A 19,431-nucleotide genomic window follows, 5' to 3' on the forward strand; every position below is an offset into this window, starting at 1 on the left:
TATGAATATGAAAAAAGAAAAATGCCGCCACCAACTGTTTGGCTATGAAGCCGACTATGTCATTTGTACGGCCTGCCTCTTTCTGCCTCTGATCTTTCCTTGCCATATCGGTCTTTGGGTAGCAGTGATTGGAATTTTGGCGACCTAAATCCTGTCCGGCTTTCTCAGTAATCCCAATCACGGTTTTGTCTCGGCTGATCTCAGCCCCATCGATTTTCCTCATTTGATTGAGCGGCTATTTCTTCTGGACATTATCACTTTTGGGTAGAAGTTGATTGGGCTTTCCGATTTTTTGCCGTCGGTGTGTTTTTTCGTGGTTAGAAAAATAGCTCCATTCTAAGTGACAATGGAAAAACAATTTTTCTTTGTTTTGAAAAAACATGAAAAAATGCTATAATAGGTTGGATATGCAAACCTTGGGTTTGCAAGACTGTAATTCGACTTGGCTAGCCAAGGACCGTTAGTAATAAAATAAAGAATCTTTAATAAAAGTGAGGTTCTGAAAATTGAATAGGAGAAAAAATGAGCAAGAGCAATATTAAACTGATTGCTTTGGGCGGCGTACGTGAAAATGGTAAAAACCTCTACGTTGCCGAAGTGGATGATTCCATTTTTGTATTGGATGTTGGGCTGAAGTACCCAGAAAATGAGCAGTTGGGTGTGGATTATGTCGTTCCCAACATGGATTATTTGTTTGAAAACAAGAAGCGGATTGCGGGTGTCTTTCTGACGCACGGACACGCAGATGCGATTGGTGCTCTGCCTAATCTTTTAGCAGATGCTAAGGTGCCGGTTTTCGGATCAGAGTTGACGATCGAGCTGGCCAAGCTGTTTGTCAAAAACAATGATGCGGTTAAGAAGTTCAATGATTTCCATGTGATTGATGAAAATACTGAGATTGAATTTGGCAAAACCGTGGTTTCCTTCTTCCGGACGACTCACTCGATTCCTGAGAGTTTGGGAGTTGTCATCAAGACCAGAAAGGGTAGTATCGTTTATACAGGTGATTTCAAGTTTGACCAGTCTGCCAGTCCGTCCTATGCGACAGACTTTGGCCGTCTGGCTGAGATTGGCCGCGAGGGTGTTCTGGCCTTGCTCAGTGATTCAGCTAATGCAGACAGCACTGTTCAGGTGGCTAGCGAGAGCGAGGTTGGCAAGGAAATCGAAGATACGATTGCCGACTGGGATGGCCGCGTGATTGTTGCGGCGGTTGCCAGCAACTTGTCTCGTATCCAGCAGGTCTTTGATGCAGCTGCAGAGACTGGCCGTCGAGTGGTTTTGACAGGCTTTGATGTTGAAAATATCGTTCGTACGGCTATCCGCCTCAAGAAGCTGTCCTTGGTGGACGAACGCCTTTTGATCAAGCCTAAGGAAATGTCTAAGTTTGAAGATCATGAATTGATTATCTTGGAGACTGGCCGGATGGGTGAGCCTATCAATGGCCTGCGCAAGATGTCGATCGGCCGTCACCGCTATGTGGAAATCAAGGAAGGTGATTTGATTTACATCGTAACGACGCCGTCTATTGCTAAGGAAGCGGTCGTAGCTCGCGTGGAAAATATGATTTATCAGGCGGGGGGCATTGTCAAGCTGATTACCCAAAACCTGCGGGTTTCGGGTCACGCAAATGCGCGTGATTTGCAGCTCATGATTAACCTGCTGCAGCCTAAGTACCTCTTCCCTATTCAGGGTGAGTACCGCGGACTGGATGCTCATGCCAAGGCTGCCATGGAAGTTGGCATGCTGCCGGAAAATATCTTCATTCCTAAGCGGGGCAGCATCATGGAATACGACCATGGTGATTTTGTGCCAGCTGGTGCAGTGTCAGCTGGAGATGTCATGATTGACGGAAATGCGATTGGTGATGTGGGCAATATCGTTCTGCGTGACCGTAAGGTCTTGTCTGAAGATGGTATTTTCATCGTGGCACTCACAGTTAACCGTAAGGAAAAGAAAATCATTTCCAAAGCCAAGGTGCATACCCGTGGATTTGTCTATGTCAAGAAGAGCAGAGATATTTTGCGTGAAAGCTCTGACATTATCAATAAAACTGTGGAAGACTATCTGGCGCAGGATAGCTTTGACTGGGGTGAGCTGAAAGGAGCTGTCCGTGACAGTTTGGCCAAATATCTCTTTGACCAAACCAAGCGTCGCCCAGCTATTTTGCCGGTCGTTATGGAAGTGCGGTAAAAATCTGAACACAAATACAAGAAAAGTCGGGCTTCGGCTTTTTCTTGTCAGGAAGATACGAAGGAGAAATGCGAATGGCAGTGATGAAAATAGAGTATTATTCTGAGGCTTTGGAGATGGAATGGGGCGTCAATGTCCTCTATCCAGACGCGGCTCGCGTGGACAAGCCGGACGATAAGGATATTCCTGTTTTGTACCTGCTTCATGGTATGAACGGGAATCACAATAGCTGGCTCAAGCGCTCAAATATTGAGCGTCTGGTTCGCTCGACGAATCTGATTGTTGTTATGCCTAATACCAGCAACGGCTGGTACACCGATACTCAGTACGGTTTTAACTATTACGAAGCCATCGCTGAGGAGCTGCCTCGGGTGCTCAAGCGCTTTTTCCCAAATATGTCAGATAAGCGGGAGAAGAATTTTATCGCAGGCCTTTCCATGGGCGGATACGGAGCCTTTAAGCTAGCTCTCAAGTCTAACCGCTTTTCATACGCGGCTAGTCTTTCTGGGGCTTTGAGTTTTCTTGATGCTCGTCCGGATAATGCTGAAATGGCAACGCCAGCCTATTGGCGAGGAGTTTTTGGAGACTATAAAGACTGGACCAGCAGCCCTCATTCGCTGGAAAGTATAGCCAAGCAATCTGATAAAAAGACTAAGCTTTGGGCATGGTGTGGCGAAGAAGACTTTCTCTACAAGGCCAATCAGGCGGCGGTGAAAAACCTGCAAGACTTAGGCTTGGAGATTACTTACAGCCACAGTCCAGGTAAGCATGAGTGGTATTACTGGGAAAAGCAGCTGGAGAATGTGCTGGCCTGGCTTCCTATCGACTTCCAGCTGGAAGAGCGCCTGTCGTAAAAATAGACTGTAAAGTCGTATTCTGCCCTCAGAGTATGATATAATGATTACGTTTGAAAATCGGAGTGGGATTGATTCCCCAGAATACAAATAGGAGAATGGAACTTTGACAAAAGCGATTCGAGTGCGTTATGCACCAAGTCCGACTGGACTTTTACACATCGGAAATGCGCGGACTGCGCTCTTTAACTACCTTTATGCTCGTCATCATGGCGGGACCTTTATTATACGAATCGAGGATACAGACCGCAAACGCCATGTAGAAGACGGAGAACGCTCACAGCTTGAAAACTTACGCTGGTTGGGTATTGACTGGGATGAAAGTCCTGAGACTCACGAAAACTACCGCCAGTCTGAGCGATTGGATATTTACCAAAAATATGTCAATGAACTCTTGGACAAGGGTTTGGCTTACAAGTCCTATGTGACTGAGGAAGAATTAGCGGCTGAGCGTGAACGTCAGGAAGCGGCTGGTGAAACACCGCGTTATATCAATGAGTTTCTAGGTATGTCAGAGGAAGAAAAGGCAGCCTATATTGCTGAGCGCGAAGAAGCGGGTGTCATTCCGACGGTTCGTCTGGCTGTCAATGAAGCTGGTGTCTACAAATGGACTGACATGGTCAAGGGCGAAATTGAGTTCGAGGGTGGCAATATCGGTGGTGACTGGGTTATCCAGAAGAAAGACGGCTACCCAACCTACAACTTTGCTGTGGTTATTGATGACCATCTGATGGAAATTTCACACGTTATTCGTGGAGATGACCATATCGCCAACACGCCTAAGCAACTCATGGTTTATGAAGCTCTGGGCTGGGAAGCTCCAGAATTTGGCCACATGACCCTGATTATCAACTCTGAAACAGGTAAGAAGCTGTCCAAGCGCGATACCAATACCTTGCAGTTTATCGAGGATTATCGCAAGAAGGGCTACCTGCCAGAAGCAGTCTTTAACTTTATTGCACTGCTGGGCTGGAATCCTGGCGGTGAGCATGAGATTTTCTCTCGCCAAGAATTGATCGAGCTTTTTGATGAAAAACGTCTCAGCAAGTCTCCAGCTGCTTTTGACCGGAAGAAGCTGGACTGGATGAACAACGAATACATCAAGAATGCGGATTTTGACACAATTTTCGCTCTAGCTAAGCCATATTTGGAAGAAGCGGGCCGTTTGACCGATAAGGCAGAAAAGCTTGTAGAGCTCTACAAACCACAAATGAAGTCTGTAGATGAAATTGTGCCGCTGACAGACCTCTTCTTTGCGGACTTCCCAGAGTTGACAGATGCGGAGCGTGAGGTCATGGCTGGTGAAACGGTACCGACCGTGTTGACAGCTTTCAAGGAAAAGCTAGAAGCTATGTCGGATACAGATTTTGTGACAGAAAACATCTTCCCTCAAATCAAGGCTGTCCAAAAAGAGACAGGAATCAAGGGCAAAAACCTCTTTATGCCGATTCGGATTGCCGTTTCGGGTGAAATGCATGGACCAGAGCTGCCAGATACGATTTACCTATTAGGCCGCGAAAAATCTATCCAGCATATCGAAAACATGCTGAATCAAATTCAATAAGATAAACCAGCTTTCGAGCTGGTTTTTACTTTGCAAATTTTTGTTTTTATGTCACAATTGTAATAAGAAAATACCTTAAGGAGAGAGAAATGAAAAAATGGATCATCTTGGTTGGAGGACTAGTAGCCATACTCGTGCTAGTAACCTGTAACCAAAAGAAAGAGCAGGCGACTCCTGCTTCCGACAATTCTAAAGTAAGTTCGCCTAGCTCTGCATCTTCTAAAAAGTCTGAAAGAGAGAGCAATTCGAGCGAACTTTCTGGCGACGCAGATAGTCAGGAAACTTCTGATACAGGCTCTCAGCAGCATTCGGAAATAGAAAGTGAAAAGTCTACCAAGGAAGCTAGCAAAGGAGAGAAAGAGTCGGCATCAACTTCTAGTTTGGATATGAAGGCTATTGCTTCTGGAGATTTTTCCAGCATGATTGGTACTTGGCAGGATGCCAAAGGGAACAGTTATACATTCGATGTGTCTGGTATCGAGTCAGATGTTGCCAAGCTTGAGACAGGAGATTACTCTGGGCCAGATGAAAATGGGATTTTTCGAGCAGGAATTCGTTGGAAAAACCAAACCGGTGCTGCCTTTCTCATCATTCCAGCAGGAAAGAGTCTGCCAGCTGGAGAGACTGTCAATGGGACAGATCCGACTGATACCAGTCAAGATCGTTTCATCATCACCCAGAGCGTTTCCGAACATCCTGATGTTTTTTACCGCGTAAAATAAGGAGTCTTGATGGACTCTTTTTTCTTATTTTAAGTCCAGTATATAATATATTGATTCTGAATAAAAATCGATAAAACGCTTTTATTTTAATAAATATTAAAATTTCTCTTGACATTCGCATTTTCATACAGTAGAATGTTTAAAAATAAAATGTAGAAGGATAGAGGTAATCATATGGTTAAAGAGAAAGTCATTTTAGCATATTCCGGCGGCTTGGACACTTCGGTGGCCATTACTTGGCTGAACAAGGATTATGATGTGATCGCGGTCTGTATGGACGTAGGTGAAGGAAATGATTTGGATTTCATTCATGACAAGGCGCTGAAAGTTGGTGCTATCGAATCACATGTTATTGATGTTAAAGACGAGTTTGCAGAAGACTACGTCTTGGTTGCTCTGCAAGGACACACCTTCTACGAACGAAAATATCCTCTAGTGTCCGCTCTGAGCCGACCTTTGATTTCTAAGAAATTGGTTGAAATTGCCCACAAGACGGGGGCGACAACCATTGCCCATGGCTGTACCGGAAAAGGAAACGATCAGGTACGTTTTGAAGTGGCTATAGCATCCTTGGATCCCAGTCTCAAGGTCATCGCTCCAGTTCGGGAGTGGAAATGGTCTCGGGAAGAAGAAATCAATTATGCTAAAGCTAATGGTGTGCCAATTCCTGCAGATCTGGATAGTCCTTACTCAGTCGATCAAAACCTTTGGGGACGAGCCAATGAGTGCGGTGTCTTGGAAAATCCTTGGAATGAAGCACCGGAAGACGCCTATGATTTGACGGTTGCACCAGAAGCAGCACCAGACAGCCCACTCTATGTAAATATTGACTTTGAGGCGGGCGTGCCAGTTGCTTTAGATGGCAAAAAGATGAAGCTGGCGGACTTGATTCTTGAGCTAAATGACCTAGCTGGACAGCACGGTGTTGGGCGGATTGACCATGTAGAAAATCGTCTGGTAGGGATTAAGTCTCGGGAAATCTATGAATGCCCTGGGGCGGTGACTCTATTGGCTGCCCACAAGGAAATTGAAGATCTGACTCTAGTCAGAGAATTGGCTCATTTCAAGCCAATTATCGAAAACGAACTATCTAATCTCATCTACAATGGCCTCTGGTTTAATCCAGCGACAGAAGCTCTGATTGCCTATCTCAAGTCCACCCAGCAGGTAGTTAATGGAACAGCTAAGGTGAAGCTTTATAAGGGGTCTGCGACAGTCGTGGCGCGTAAGTCTGATAATTCTCTCTATGATGAAAGTCTGGCTACCTATACCAGTGCAGATACTTTTGACCAGGATGCTGCGATTGGCTTTATCAAGCTGTGGGGTCTTCCGTCTAAGGTTCACGCAGAGGTTCAGGCTCACAAGGACAAATAGAAAGGGGCTTTCCTATGGTGAATCATAAACTGTGGGGCGGACGTTTTGAAGCCTCTCTGGAAGGCTGGGTAGAAGAATTTGGTGCCAGCATTGGCTTTGACTATCGTCTGGCTCCTTATGATCTGCAGGGCAGTCTAGCTCATGTCAAAATGCTGGGGCAGACAGGAATCATTGCTCCAGAGGAAGCAGCTGCTATTCAGGCAGGTTTGGAAAAGCTGTTGGCACGTTATGAGTCTGGAGAGCTTGAGTTTGATGTGCGTAATGAAGATATTCATATGAATATGGAGGCTCTTCTGACCGAGGAGATTGGGCCAGTAGCTGGCAAGCTTCATACGGCTCGCTCCCGTAATGACCAGGTGGCGACAGATATGCACCTCTATCTCAAGGATCAGCTCGGTCAGATTGCGGATAAACTCTTGAATCTGCGTCAGGTGCTGCTGGACTTGGCTGAGGAGCATGTAGAGACTATCATGCCAGGCTATACCCATCTGCAACATGCCCAGCCGATTAGCTTTGCTCATCATCTGCTGGCCTATTATCAGATGTTCAGCCGGGATAGTCAGCGCTTTGCCTTTAATCTGGAGCATACGGATTTGTCTCCTTTAGGAGCAGCAGCTCTGGCGGGGACAACGTTTCCGATTGATCGAGAGCTGACGGCTGATTTATTGGGTTTCAAAGGCATTTACCACAATTCCTTGGATGCGGTAAGTGACCGAGATTTTATCTTGGAGTTTCTATCTAACAGCAGCATTCTCATCATGCATCTGTCTCGTCTCTGCGAGGAGCTGATTAACTGGTGCAGCTACGAATATGGCTTTGTCAGTCTGTCAGATACCTTTAGCACTGGATCATCCATTATGCCGCAAAAGAAAAATCCGGACATGGCGGAGCTGATTCGGGGTAAGAGCGGCCGGGTTTTCGGTCATCTCTTCAGTCTTCTGACGGTTATGAAGTCCCTGCCCTTGGCCTATAATAAGGACCTGCAGGAAGACAAGGAAGGCATGTTTGATACAGTAGATACCATCAAGAAGTCACTAGATATTATGGCGGGTATGCTGTCTAGTATGACAGTAAACAAAGAAAAAATGCTGCTTTCAACTCAGCAGGATTTCTCCAATGCGACAGAATTGGCTGACTATCTGGCCAAGAAAGGACTTCCTTTCCGTGAAGCCCATGAGATTGTCGGAAAGTTGGTGCTGGAATGCAGCAAGGCAGGCTATTATCTACAGGATATCCCGCTGAGCCGCTATCAGGAAGTGTCGTCGCTGATTGGGGAAGATATTTATCAAGCGCTTGAGTCGCAGACCGCTGTACAAAAGCGGAATTCCCTTGGCGGGACAGGATTTGCACAGATCCGTCAGGAGTTGGAAAGAGCTAAGAAACAGCTGGAAAAGGAATAAGATATAGGGAACATCGCAAGGAAATTGCGGTGTTTTTTAAGTAAATCAACCTTTTAAATATTTGCAAAAACGGCGTCATAGCGGCTCTTATTGGCATTTTCGAAAAATATGGTATAATAGATATAATTTTGGTGGATGGAGTTGAGTTTTGAGAAAAAACTATCGCGTCAAGAGCGAAAAAGATTTTAATGCGATTTTTAAAAGAGGACAGAGTTTTGCTAATCGAAAATTTGTCGTTTACATGTTAGAAAAAGAGCAAAAGCATTTTCGAGTTGGAATTTCCGTCAGTAAAAAGCTGGGGAATGCAGTAGTTCGTAATCGTATTAAAAGAAAAATCCGCCATGTCTTGATGCAGCATCAGAAACAGTTAGTCCAGGCGGACTTCGTAGTTATCGCTCGCAAAGGAGTGGAAGAGTTGGACTACCACCAAGTTGAACAAAATTTATTGCATGTATTAAAGATTGCTAAACTTTATCAGGAAGGATTCATTTGTGAAACAGAAAAGTAAATTAGGGATTTTGCTGGTTGCCTCGCTGCTCTTTCTCACAGCCTGCGGAACCAGTCAAGTTACAGCCGATTCACATGGCTTCTGGGAACAGCTAGTATATTTCTTTGCAGACACCATTCGTTTTCTATCCTTTGGTGGAAGTAAGGGAATTGGGATTATTCTCTTTACCTTGATTATCCGGACAGTTCTCCTGCCGGTCTTCCAATTCCAGACGACTTCTTCACGCAAGCTGCAGGAAGTACAGCCGCATATCAAGAGCCTGCAGGAAAAGTATCCTGGTAAGGATATGGAGAGCAGAACAGCCTTGGCTGAGGAAACTCAAAAGCTCTACAAAGAAAAGGGTGTTAATCCCTATGCTTCATTCATTCCGCTCTTTATCCAGATGCCAGTGCTCCTGGCTCTGTTTCAAGCCCTAACTCGGGTTGATTTCATGAAGACAGGTCACTTCCTCTGGCTCAATCTAGGAGCAACAGATCCGACCTTTATTCTTCCGCTGTTGGCGGCTCTCTTCACTTTCTTCAGTACGTGGCTTTCAAACAAAGCTTTGCCTGAGAGAAATGGCGGGATGACAGTCATGATGTACCTAATGCCAGTTGTGATTTTCTTTTTTGCCCTCTATGCGGCGAGCGGGGTAGCCCTCTACTGGGCGGTCTCAAATGCTTATCAGGTGGTTCAGACCTTGCTGCTGAGCAATCCTTTTAAAATCATTGCCGAGCGGGAAGCCAAGGAACGGTCAGAGCGTCAATTGGAACAGAAAAAGAAACGTGCCCTGAAAAAAGCACAGAAAAAGAAAAAGTAAGTAAGAAGGAGGACTCTTGCAATGGTTATTTTTACAGGAGCAAGTGTTGAAGAAGCCATTCAAAATGGTTTGAAAACGTTGGATATTCCACGTATGAGAGCGCATATCACTGTTATTTCACGTGAGAAAAAAGGCTTTTTAGGTCTGTTTGGCAAGAAGCCAGCTCAGGTGGATGTCGATCCGATTGCTGAGACGACAGTTGTCAAGGCCAATCAAAAGGCTGTAAAAGGTGTTCCCGAAGAGATTAACGCTCAGAATGAGCCTGTGCAGTCTGTCAGTGAAGCAACGGTTGATTTGGGCCGTGTGGTAGCTGCCATCAAGAAGGTCGAAGGAGAAGGAGAAGTTATCTCAGATGAGGTCAAGGCTGAAATTCTCAAAAATGACAAGCAAGCCAATACGATTTTAGAAGAGACAGGCACCATTGATCTTCTCAAGACCAACCAAGCTATTGATGAGGCAGTTGCTCAAGCAGAAGCGGACGATAGCAAGGTTATCTCTTTTGAACAAGCAGCTAAAGATAAGGCTGAGCCGACAGAAACAGAAGAAAGCTCTTTTGCTGACTTAGGCATCCAAGTCGAAGCAGACTATGATATTGAAGAAGTAGTTGAGAATGTAACGAACTATGTTCAGAAAATCGTTGATGAGATGGATGTTGAAGCGGGCATTTCCAGCAGCCACAACCGCCGTACCATTAATATGCAAATTGATACCAATGAACCGGGGCGCGTGATTGGCTACCACGGAAAAGTCTTGAAAGCTCTGCAACTATTAGCGCAAAACTATCTTTATAACCAATATTCTAAGAGCTTCTACATTTCAATTAATGTCAATGACTATGTTGAGCATCGGGCTGAAGTGCTGCAAAGTTATGCTCAGAAACTGGCTCAGCGGGCTTTGGAAGACCGACGCGGTCAGCACACTGACCCTATGTCTAACAGCGAGCGCAAAATTATCCACCGCATCATCTCTCGCATTGATGGCGTGACAAGCTATTCCGAAGGTGATGAGCCTAATCGCTATGTCGTTGTGGATATTGACAGCGAATAAAAAGAAAGCCAGCAGAGATGCTGGTTTTTGTATATAGAAAGGATTTTTTATGTCACTTTTTCCAGCTATTGAAAGTTATCTGCCTCATCAAGGGGCTAAGTATATGTCTCCAGACAAGGCAGGGCAGCTGCGTGAGTCTATGTTGGAGTTGAGAGCTAAGGGCCAGGCGGCACGCAAGGAGTTTGCGGATTTGGTCAAGGATTTTCAGAGGCTCTATCCTAAGCTGACCTTGGAGCGAACCAGCCAGTGGATGAATCAGGCGCAGATACTGCGCCCCCATTTTTGGAATTATCTTAAAGGATATGGAGAAATTACTGAGCCAATGTTCGCCCTGCGCTTGTATGGAACTGCAGAAGATTTTGGGGTGTCACTAGAGGTGAGCTTTATGGAGCGTAAGAAAGATGAGCACAGCCTCAGCAAGCAAAATCGGGTCTTGAATCTGCCTATTCAGTCGCCAGCTTACTATTTTGCTCAGATAGATGGTGTGAGTCAGCGTTTTGAAGGAACAGAGGAAAATCGCCAGCTCCTTACTCAGCAGCTAGCGGTCGGTCAGGTTCGTAAGGTCTTGATTAAATACGATATTCCCCTTTCTCAGGCTGCTTCAAGAGAGCAAGTGCTTTCCCAGCTGCAGGAGGCCATGACAGCTTTGATTCCCTTTTATGAGGCGACTCGGACCATATGATTACGTTTACAAAGAGAAAGTTATTTAAGTAAGTATTGACAAAAGGCTTAGAATCATATAGAATAGTAAAGTATGTTTAGTAACTGATCACAACTAGCCGGCTAAACGAATACAAGAATCTAAGAGGAGGTATTCATCGTGAAACGTACTTATCAACCAAGTAAAATCCGTCGTGCGCGTAAACATGGTTTCCGCCATCGTATGTCAACTAAAAACGGTCGTCGTGTATTGGCAGCTCGCCGTCGTAAAGGACGCAAAGTTTTGGCTGCTTAATCCAAACGATTAATCAAGAAACCAGCGGAGACTCGAGACCGCTGGTTTTTTTGTCTTAAATTTATGGGTAAAAGTCAATAGACTGGCAGGAAAGTTCTTCTTTTTGTCCAGTGTCTTTATTTATGACCTCCACATACCAGTCCCCTTTGAGACTAAATAGTTTGATAAATTGAACCTGAAGAGACTGCTGTTCATACTTAATTGGAAAAAATTCTTCCTGCCTGTGCAATAAAATATCAAGAATTATTCGCAACTGAGAATTGTTGATTGTCTTTCTGACTTCTGGTTGAAGGATTTTCTCAATTTTTGTGATCTTGCTTAACTGCTGTTCTGAAATCGAGTTTTCAAATTTTTCTTTTAATTTTTGCAGGTCAATATCAAAAGGGCACATATTGTAGTTTTCCAGAGTCAGCATGGAAAAATACAAGGCAGAAATTTCATCTATGGAGAAAATAATAGGAGATAACAAGTCGTTGCTAAGAATTTTATAACTGCCATTCCGGCCTAAGTCAGAATAAATTGGAATGCCTAACGTTTCAAGGCTGGCAATATCACGAAGGGCAGTGCTTTTTGAAATGTGATATCGATTCATAATATCTTTTAGATTGAATCGTCTTTTCTTATTGAGAAAAATAAGCATATCGTTAATTCTTTGAGATTTATTCATGCTAAACTCCATATTTTTATTAAATGGTTTCAAAAAATGATACCTTTTTATATTATACTAGTTTTAGAGAAAATAATAAAGGAGTCAAATATGAATCAATATTTTAAGGCCTTATTGGCAGAACAGACAGAAATGGCTTTAGCTACTTCTGTAAAGGATATCCCAAATGTAAGAATTGTCAATTTTTACTATGATGAGGAGATGAAGAAATTGTTCTTTATCTCATTTAAAAATAGTCATAAAATCCAAGAGTTGGCAATCAATAATCGTATAGCTCTTACAACAGTCCCGAAAGGTGATGGGAGGTATGTCCGGATTCAAGGGAGAGTCAAAGAAAGCCAGCTTTCTATTGAGGATATAAGAAGCGTTTTTGTCCAGAAGTATCCTTATTATCAAGATATTATTGAGCAACACATAAACTCCTTGCAAGTTTTTGAAGTCTCTTTTTCTGATGCTTTCTTGGTCTTAGATAATAATCAAGTTGAGAAAATCAAACTATAAGGAGAAAATAGATGGTTGAGATAAAAAGATGCAATTGGGCTGAAAATAGTGAGCTTGAGAGAAATTATCATGACCATGACTGGGGGCGACCTGTGCATGACGAGCATAAACTCTTTAAAATGTTGATTTTGGAAGGTCAGCAGGCGGGCTTGAGCTGGCAAACTATTTTGTCAAAAATGGATGCTATGACAGAGGCTTATGAAAACTTCAATCCTGAAATACTCTCCAACTATGACGAGCAGAAGATTGAAGAATTGCTTAGTGATCAAAGAGTGATACGAAATAGGCTAAAAATAAAGGCAGTTATAAAAAATGCTAAAGCCTATTTAAAACTAAAAGAAGAATATGGTAGTTTGGATTCTTATATTTGGTCTTTTGTAAATAATGAACCGATTCTTAATTCATGGTCCAGTATTGAAGAGGTGCCCGCTCGAACAGATCTATCCGATAAAATCAGCAAAGAACTCAAAAAGAAAGGTTTTTCTTTTGTTGGTTCTACGACCATATATGCTTTTATGCAGTCCATTGGCATGGTCAATGATCATTTGCTGACCTGTGATTTTAGGATATAATCATTTTTCTTTGAATTAGAAAGGTAAGCATTCTATTATCGAATGCCGGTAAATGATATAAAAAGAGAAAAAAACCAGAAAGAAATTGATTTTCTTTCTGGTTTTTTGTGTATAGTTAAGTACAGTTGCTTATTTTGCTACTGGTAAAAGCATTGGATACAGATAGCAGAGTAAGGTAAAGCTCATCAGGGCGTAAAAGATACCGATGCGAATAGCTTGGATAGGTTTATAAAAACGAATCAGGGTCAGTAGGCACCAAACTAAGAGAACAAGGATGAACCAAGCTGAAATCAAGCGCAGCGGTGTTGGTCCGTAAAGGTAGATGTAGATGCCAAATAATTTCCAGCCAGCTAGCAAGGCCAGCAGACCGGTAAAGATAAAGAGGATAGTAGCTGCGAATCGCGTCCCTTTCTGGTCCCAGAGTGGCTTTTTGGCAATCAGATAGAAGACACCTAGGACTGCAAAGTTAAGGATAGATACCCGAACCAGCTGCCAGAAGCCAGCTACGGCAACAGTCGAAGCATTCTGCGGAGAAATAGACTGAGCTACTGTTCCGGCGCTTAGGAGCTGACCGAGCTCACCCAGACCCGTCAGGAAGAAGAGCGCATAGGTCAGGCAGAGGCTGCCGATGATAATGTAGGCTGCGAAAGCGGGTGCTACTCGCAAAGGGCGGATGCTTGCTTGAAATTTTTTGTAGCTAAGTTTAGTATCTTTTTTGCCTAACAGACTGCCGGCTAGGAGGCCGTACAAGTAGAGACTGACAGGGATAGCCAGGCAGGCCTTGAAGAGAATCATGCTGCTATCAAGACTTGAAAAGAGGGAGTCAAGTAGATTCTCAATAATATCAGCGGTATTGCTGAAGAAGGAGGCAAAGCTGTCTGAAACCTGACTCAGCTGGGACCAGACAAAGTAGACCAAGATTCCCGCAACAAAGAAGCTGCTGACGATAATCGCGAGCTGTTGAGCTTTCTTCGAAGACAGACTGTCAGAGCTGTCAGAAGAGTCCTGCTGCTTACCTTCTATAAAGACTAGAATAGCAGCAATGAAATTTTTAAAGGGCAGGATGCAGAAGGCTTGAATGGTGTCAAACCAGACCAGAATCCCCAAACGTCCCTGGCTTAACCAGCCGGTACGGGACAGAATATAGAAGGCGAATGAGATGTGGATGGCCAGAAATTGAAAAAATTCTAGCTGGCGATGAAGTCCCCAGAGACTTAAAGCTAGGGCTTGAGCTAGCGTCATGATCAGAAAGCTTCTAGCCTCTAATCTGCTGTCAAGATTTTTTATCTGCAATGATGGATAGGCCAATTTCCTGATTAGGGCTTCGCTTAGCAATATAAGACCAATTGCAAAAGGGAAAAAGGATGCAGTTTGATAATTAAAAAATACAGCAGAGTAAAAGTAGGTTAAAAGATAGAGGATTAGATAGCTGATTTTAAAGAATCGCAGTTGCTTGTCCTCTAGGCCTGTGAAGATGGTCTGTCGTTCTGCTTCTGCGGGCAGACAAGGCTGGACATTCATCTGTTCTTGTGCTGGATATTCCATAATTATTTCTCCTCCTCATCGTCAGGGATATACTCCAAAATATCGCCAGGCTGGCAGTCTAGTTCACGGCAGAGAGCGTTGAGTGTTGAAAAGCGGACAGCCTTGGCTCGATTATTTTTTAGGATAGATAGATTGGCTGGTGTTAGGTCAATCAACTCTGCTAAACGGCCAGCACTGATGCGCTTTTGCGCCATGACAAGGTCTAAATTTATCTGAATCATAAGACCTCCTAAATAGTGTAGTCCACTTGATCCTGCAGCTCAATGGCCTTGCCAAAGGCATTGCGGATGACGCGGATAATCAGGGTCAAGATGCTACAGGAAACAGTGACTAAGAGCATGGGCAAGTAAGCTGTCAGTCCCATAAAGAGGGAGATAAGAGCGACAGTGCCCACTTCCCAGCCAAGATAGCGCATGTACTGAACATTTTGTGTGATAAAAACCTGATTTTTACCAATGCGGCTAAGGAGTCGATAGAGATGGACAATGCAGGCCAGAGCCAGGCAGCCTAGGACATAGCCGAGCAGTAGCAAGACCCAAAAGCGCGTCTCCCCTTGAAAGAAAGGAGAGGGAAATTCAATAACTAGGTTGACGACCCAAGGTCCTAGAGCTATCAGGATAATGGAAGCAATAAATAAAAGGCTGATACTGATTTTTGTAAGAGTGATGCTCATATCTTCAGCAGTCTTTTTCATTTTGTCTGTCATAATTTCCTCCGACTAACGTTTCATTTCTTAGTAACTATAACACGAATTTTATCGATAATCAATAATAAAATATCGAAAAAAGATAAAATCGGTCTTAAGGACTAGATGAAAGTTTCTAAAAAGTTCTTATTTTATAGAGATGGATTTCTTATCAGGAGATGAACAGAGTAGAAGACGATGAATATTTTGCTTGATTTTTGGTATAATAAAGGACAGGAAATACAAGGAAGTAAACCATGAAGATTTTTGATACACACACGCATTTAAATGTGGAAGAATTTGCTGGTCGAGAGGCAGAGGAGCTCCAGCTGGCTGCAGAAATGGGCGTCAGCAAAATAAATATTGTCGGTTTTGACCGACCGACCATTGAACGCGCCTTGGAGTTGGCTGACAGCTATGATCAGCTTTATGCTACGATCGGTTGGCATCCGACTGAGGCTGGGACTTATGATGAGGCTGTGGAAGCCTATCTGCTGGACAAGCTTCGTCACCCCAAAGTGCTGGCTCTGGGCGAGATTGGGCTGGATTATCACTGGATGACAGCGCCAAAGGATGTTCAGGAGCGGGTGTTTCGACGCCAAATCCAGCTCTCCAAAGAGCTGAACCTGCCCTTTGTCGTTCACACACGTGACGCATTGGAGGATACCTATGAGATTATCAAGAGTGAGGGTGTCGGCCCTCGAGGTGGTATTATGCACTCTTATTCAGGTTCTTTGGAAATGGCAGAGCGTTTTATCGAGCTAGGAATGATGATTTCATTTTCTGGAGTCGTCACCTTTAAGAAAGCGACGGATATTCAGGAGGCTGCGCAGAGCCTGCCTTTAGACAAAATTCTCGTTGAGACTGATGCACCTTATCTGGCGCCCGTTCCCAAGCGTGGCCGAGAAAACAAAACAGCCTATACCCGCTATGTTGTAGAGAAAATTGCTGAGCTTCGTGGGCTGACTGTCGAAGAAGTAGCGCAAGCGACCTATGATAATGCAAAGAAGGTGTTTGGGCTTGACTGAGAAGATAAAAATCCCTCAGGTAATCGTCGTTGAGGGCAAGGATGACACAGCTAACCTTCAGCGATTTTACGAAGTTGACACTTACGAGACGAGAGGTTCCGCTATCAATGAAGAAGACCTAGAGCGGATTGAGAAACTGCACCAGCTGCGTGGGGTTATTGTCTTTACTGATCCAGACTACAATGGCGAGCGTATCCGTCGGATGATTATGGAGGCTGTACCAACTGCTCAGCATGCCTTTCTCCGTCGAGATGAGGCAGCTCCAAAGTCTAAGAATAAGGGTAAATCACTTGGCGTAGAGCATGCATCATTTGAGGATTTACAGCAGGCATTGGCTTGGGTAGTCAGATATTTCGATGATGAGGATAATTTTGACATCACCAAAAGCGATCTTGTGCGACTAGGTCTGCTTATGGGAAGCGACAGCCGTCAGCGTCGAGAGTATCTGGGAGAGGAGCTCCGTATCGGCTATTCTAACGGCAAGCAGCTGCTCAAGCGGTTGGAATTGTTTGGAGTGACCTTGGCGGAAGTGGAAGAAACCATGCTCAAATATTCAGACTAACGGAGTAAGAAATGAAAAAAGTAATTATTACGGGCGGCAATAGTGGTATTGGCTACCAAGCTGCTAAACAGTTAGCTGAGAAGGGGTGGTCAGTGACCCTATTTTGCCGGCGAAAAGAAGCAGCTGAGCAAGCCTGTGAGAAAATCCGTCAACAAACAGGAAATCCGCATGTAGATTATATCTTGGTTGATTTATCTGATATGAAAAGTGTCACACAAGCGGTAGAACAGTATATCCAAAAAGAAGAGACTTTAGATGTTTTAATTAACAATGCGGCTGATTTTGACTTATCAATCAAAAAGCCAATTCTTACCAAAGACGGATTGGAAAAACAATTTGCGACCAACGTGGTTGCTCCCTTTTTACTTTCTACCTTATTGAAGGGCTTGTTAGAAAAGTCAGAAAGTGGCCGAATTATTAATATTTCTTCCCAAGGACTGGTGCTTTATCCTTTCATGAAGCTTGATTTTGAAAATTTATCTGGTCAAAAACATTACAGTCCTGCTAAGACTTATTATCAGAATAAACTGGCCTTGTTGATGCTGTCCCTTTATATTCGGAAACAGTGGAAAGGTATCAAAGTTCAGGCTCTCCGTGTGACCAATGTCAAAGTAGATATGCGCCGCTATGATCACCTCAGCGCTTTTATGAAAAATCTGTATAAAATTAAGTCGAGATTTTCGATTGGTCCTGAAGAAATGGCGAAAGTCTATACAGCCTTATCTACAGAAGATGGTTATGAGGGCTTTTTGTATGACGAGAAATGCAGAGAAGTTAAGGCTAATGCATTTGCTTACGAGGAAGAAGAACAGAAAAAACTCTACACCTTGCTTGAGCAAATGACCTCCTTAAAAAATAACGAATAACGAATTAGAAAAGAGAAAAGATGCGTATTGCAGACCATAGTGTGACCCGTGCCATTCTGGAGCGTCACGGTTTCACCTTTAAAAAATCTTTCGGTCAGAATTTCCTGACGGATACGAACATCCTCCAGAAGATTGTGGACACAGCTGAGATTGACAAAAAGGTCAATGTCATCGAAATTGGTCCTGGTATTGGGGCTTTGACGGAATTTTTGGCCGAAAGTGCCGCGGAGGTCATGGCCTTTGAGATTGATGATCGGCTGGTGCCGATTTTGGCGGATACTCTGCGCGATTTTGACAATGTGACAGTGGTCAATCAGGATATTCTCAAGGTTGATCTGGCCCAGTACATAGCAGAGTTTAAGAATCCAGACCTGCCTATCAAGGTAGTGGCAAATCTGCCCTACTACATCACAACACCGATTCTCATGCATTTGATTGAGAGCGGGATTCCTTTTAGTGAGTTTGTCGTTATGATGCAGAGAGAAGTGGCGGATCGGATTTCGGCTCAGCCGAATACCAAGGCCTATGGTAGTTTGTCGATTGCGGTCCAGTATTACATGACGGCCAAGGTTGCCTTTATCGTGCCGCGGACAGTCTTTGTGCCAGCGCCAAATGTGGATTCAGCTATTCTCAAGATGGTTCGCAGAGACCAGCCTGCAGTTGCGGTACAGGACGAGAAATTCTTTTTCAAGGTCTCCAAGGCCAGCTTTGTCCACCGCCGGAAGACTCTCTGGAATAACCTAACCAGTTATTTTGGGAAGTCAGAGGAGACTAAAGGCAAACTGACAGCAGCTTTAGAAAGAGCTGAATTATCTCCAAGTGTTCGGGGAGAAGCTCTTAGTTTAGAAGAATTTGCTCGCTTGGCAGACGCTTTGAAGTCTGAGGGATTATAAAAAAATAGAAGATCTGCTCTATATAGCTGGTCTTCTATTTTGCTAATGAGGTACATATGAAAGTGAAATTTCTGTCTTTGTTTTCTGCCTTGCTCTGGTTTTCGCAGTCTTTACTCCATTTCCTGCTTATGCTAGGTCTGCCTCTGGGACGTTTGGTATTTGGCGGCGCTTATATAATATTTCCTTTATGGTTGCGGCCAGTTAACTTCCTGCTTTTCTTGCTGTGGGGTTTCTTTAGTCTTAGTTATCTATCTTTTGGCGGTTGGCTAAGAAGTAGCTTGAAGTCTTCTGTTTTGGGAAAGATCATCTTAAGTGGAACTGTTTTTCTCTTTTTGGCTACTGTTTTCAATTTCTTTGTGACCGCGAGTCTATTAGAGAAATATTTAACAGGGGGACTGACCTTTCTGGCTTTTCTCAGCAGTGTAATTCTACTTCATAATAACAAAAAATCCTATCAATCATGATAGGATTGCTTTTTATGCGGAGGAAGGGATTTGAACCCTCACACCCGTACGGGCACATGCGCCTGAAGCATGCGTGTCTGCCGTTCCACCACCTCCGCTTGAGATTCTATTATAACTTATTTTTGTGAAAATGCCAATAGAGAATATCAGTTTTTTTCACTGTATGAAAAAAGCAGAAAAATTTCTATTTTTTCTTTACTAAAATAGTTCTATGATATTGCCATTATAGCAAGTA

The 19,431-nt window shown here is 43.8% G+C and carries 23 protein-coding genes and 1 tRNA gene; 19 read left to right on the top strand and 5 right to left on the bottom strand.

The features are described 5' to 3' along the window. The first annotated feature begins 7 nt into the window (after window positions 1-7). The 12 genes from K1I80_RS06370 (at window position 8) to rpmH (ending at window position 11,413) form a co-directional block, all read left to right on the top strand. Complete coding sequence (locus K1I80_RS06370) at window positions 8-148, top strand: hypothetical protein (protein WP_223313756.1); 141 nt, start codon at window positions 8-10, stop codon at window positions 146-148. 374 nt (window positions 149-522) lie between these two features. Beyond that, entirely contained in the window at window positions 523-2,190 is a 1,668-nt protein-coding gene (locus K1I80_RS06375; protein ID WP_002916602.1) for a ribonuclease J, read from the top strand. A 74-nt stretch (window positions 2,191-2,264) separates the two neighbouring features. Further along, complete coding sequence (locus K1I80_RS06380) at window positions 2,265-3,044, top strand: alpha/beta hydrolase (protein WP_032911825.1); 780 nt, start codon at window positions 2,265-2,267, stop codon at window positions 3,042-3,044. A gap of 106 nt (window positions 3,045-3,150) precedes the next feature. Further along, window positions 3,151-4,608: a glutamate--tRNA ligase gene (gene gltX / locus K1I80_RS06385; RefSeq protein ID WP_223313757.1), complete on the top strand. Its 1,458-nt coding sequence runs from the start codon at window positions 3,151-3,153 to the stop codon at window positions 4,606-4,608. Between the two features lie 89 nt (window positions 4,609-4,697). Next, the gene (locus K1I80_RS06390) at window positions 4,698-5,330 is read left to right on the top strand and encodes a DUF6287 domain-containing protein (RefSeq protein ID WP_223313758.1); all 633 of its coding nucleotides are present in this window, start codon (window positions 4,698-4,700) and stop codon (window positions 5,328-5,330) included. Between the two features lie 174 nt (window positions 5,331-5,504). Next, window positions 5,505-6,704 carry an argininosuccinate synthase gene (locus tag K1I80_RS06395; RefSeq protein ID WP_002917783.1) on the top strand — a complete coding sequence of 400 codons (1,200 nt, stop codon included), beginning with the start codon at window positions 5,505-5,507 and terminating at the stop codon, window positions 6,702-6,704. A gap of 14 nt (window positions 6,705-6,718) precedes the next feature. Next, window positions 6,719-8,104: an argininosuccinate lyase gene (argH, locus tag K1I80_RS06400; protein WP_223313759.1), complete on the top strand. Its 1,386-nt coding sequence runs from the start codon at window positions 6,719-6,721 to the stop codon at window positions 8,102-8,104. A 148-nt stretch (window positions 8,105-8,252) separates the two neighbouring features. Beyond that, on the top strand, window positions 8,253-8,612 hold the full coding sequence (gene rnpA, locus K1I80_RS06405) for a ribonuclease P protein component (RefSeq protein ID WP_002917781.1): 360 nt from the start codon (window positions 8,253-8,255) through the stop codon (window positions 8,610-8,612). Continuing rightward, complete coding sequence (locus K1I80_RS06410; RefSeq protein ID WP_223313760.1) at window positions 8,596-9,411, top strand: YidC/Oxa1 family membrane protein insertase; 816 nt, start codon at window positions 8,596-8,598, stop codon at window positions 9,409-9,411. Before rnpA ends, K1I80_RS06410 begins: the two co-directional genes overlap by 17 nt. Before the next feature lie 21 nt (window positions 9,412-9,432). After that, window positions 9,433-10,458, top strand: a complete 1,026-nt coding sequence (gene jag / locus K1I80_RS06415) for an RNA-binding cell elongation regulator Jag/EloR (RefSeq protein WP_223313761.1) — start codon at window positions 9,433-9,435, stop codon at window positions 10,456-10,458. Between the two features lie 49 nt (window positions 10,459-10,507). After that, on the top strand, window positions 10,508-11,140 hold the full coding sequence (locus tag K1I80_RS06420; RefSeq protein ID WP_223313762.1) for a ribonuclease P: 633 nt from the start codon (window positions 10,508-10,510) through the stop codon (window positions 11,138-11,140). A 138-nt stretch (window positions 11,141-11,278) separates the two neighbouring features. After that, window positions 11,279-11,413 (top strand): 50S ribosomal protein L34, encoded by a 135-nt coding sequence (rpmH, locus tag K1I80_RS06425; protein WP_002893904.1) that lies wholly within the window; start codon window positions 11,279-11,281, stop codon window positions 11,411-11,413. A gap of 61 nt (window positions 11,414-11,474) precedes the next feature. On the opposite strand, the gene K1I80_RS06430 is transcribed toward rpmH, so the two are convergent. Beyond that, window positions 11,475-12,092: a helix-turn-helix transcriptional regulator gene (locus K1I80_RS06430; protein WP_223313763.1), complete on the bottom strand. Its 618-nt coding sequence runs from the start codon at window positions 12,090-12,092 to the stop codon at window positions 11,475-11,477. 24 nt (window positions 12,093-12,116) lie between these two features. On the opposite strand from K1I80_RS06430, the gene K1I80_RS06435 reads away from it, so the two are divergent. Both K1I80_RS06435 and K1I80_RS06440 read left to right on the top strand, forming a co-directional pair. Then, window positions 12,117-12,581 carry a pyridoxamine 5'-phosphate oxidase family protein gene (locus tag K1I80_RS06435; protein ID WP_223313863.1) on the top strand — a complete coding sequence of 155 codons (465 nt, stop codon included), beginning with the start codon at window positions 12,117-12,119 and terminating at the stop codon, window positions 12,579-12,581. Window positions 12,582-12,592: 11 nt separating this feature from the next. After that, window positions 12,593-13,153: a DNA-3-methyladenine glycosylase I gene (locus K1I80_RS06440; protein ID WP_223312112.1), complete on the top strand. Its 561-nt coding sequence runs from the start codon at window positions 12,593-12,595 to the stop codon at window positions 13,151-13,153. A 129-nt stretch (window positions 13,154-13,282) separates the two neighbouring features. Here K1I80_RS06440 and K1I80_RS06445 read toward each other — a convergent pair whose 3' ends face one another. Genes K1I80_RS06445 through K1I80_RS06455 form a run of 3 tightly spaced genes read right to left on the bottom strand, consistent with a single transcriptional unit; the run spans window position 13,283 to window position 15,404 of the window. Next, on the bottom strand, window positions 13,283-14,698 hold the full coding sequence (locus K1I80_RS06445) for a DUF4153 domain-containing protein (protein ID WP_223313764.1): 1,416 nt from the start codon (window positions 14,696-14,698) through the stop codon (window positions 13,283-13,285). 2 nt (window positions 14,699-14,700) lie between these two features. Further along, a complete protein-coding gene (locus tag K1I80_RS06450) occupies window positions 14,701-14,919 on the bottom strand; it encodes a helix-turn-helix domain-containing protein (protein WP_002899126.1) in 219 nt (72 codons plus the stop codon). 8 nt (window positions 14,920-14,927) lie between these two features. Next, window positions 14,928-15,404, bottom strand: a complete 477-nt coding sequence (locus K1I80_RS06455; protein WP_002899125.1) for a DUF2975 domain-containing protein — start codon at window positions 15,402-15,404, stop codon at window positions 14,928-14,930. A gap of 236 nt (window positions 15,405-15,640) precedes the next feature. Between K1I80_RS06455 and K1I80_RS06460 the strand changes: the two genes are divergently transcribed. From K1I80_RS06460 to K1I80_RS06480, 5 genes are read left to right on the top strand one after another with little or no spacing between them, the layout of a single operon-like run. Continuing rightward, window positions 15,641-16,411, top strand: a complete 771-nt coding sequence (locus K1I80_RS06460; protein WP_223313765.1) for a TatD family hydrolase — start codon at window positions 15,641-15,643, stop codon at window positions 16,409-16,411. Continuing rightward, entirely contained in the window at window positions 16,383-16,973 is a 591-nt protein-coding gene (rnmV, locus tag K1I80_RS06465; protein ID WP_223313766.1) for a ribonuclease M5, read from the top strand. The genes K1I80_RS06460 and rnmV overlap by 29 nt, the downstream gene beginning before the upstream one ends. An 11-nt stretch (window positions 16,974-16,984) precedes the next feature. Beyond that, window positions 16,985-17,839 (top strand): SDR family NAD(P)-dependent oxidoreductase, encoded by an 855-nt coding sequence (locus tag K1I80_RS06470; RefSeq protein WP_223313767.1) that lies wholly within the window; start codon window positions 16,985-16,987, stop codon window positions 17,837-17,839. Between the two features lie 20 nt (window positions 17,840-17,859). Further along, window positions 17,860-18,732, top strand: coding sequence for a 16S rRNA (adenine(1518)-N(6)/adenine(1519)-N(6))-dimethyltransferase RsmA (rsmA, locus tag K1I80_RS06475; protein ID WP_223313768.1), 873 nt, complete (start codon window positions 17,860-17,862; stop codon window positions 18,730-18,732). A gap of 56 nt (window positions 18,733-18,788) precedes the next feature. Then, window positions 18,789-19,196 carry a hypothetical protein gene (locus tag K1I80_RS06480; RefSeq protein WP_223312118.1) on the top strand — a complete coding sequence of 136 codons (408 nt, stop codon included), beginning with the start codon at window positions 18,789-18,791 and terminating at the stop codon, window positions 19,194-19,196. Between the two features lie 15 nt (window positions 19,197-19,211). Here K1I80_RS06480 and K1I80_RS06485 read toward each other — a convergent pair. Then, window positions 19,212-19,294 (bottom strand) — tRNA-Leu (locus K1I80_RS06485). Between the last annotated feature and the right edge of the window lie 137 nt (window positions 19,295-19,431).

Origin of the sequence: Streptococcus sanguinis (assembly GCF_019929225.1) — a bacterium.
Taxonomy (GTDB): domain Bacteria; phylum Bacillota; class Bacilli; order Lactobacillales; family Streptococcaceae; genus Streptococcus; species Streptococcus sanguinis_J.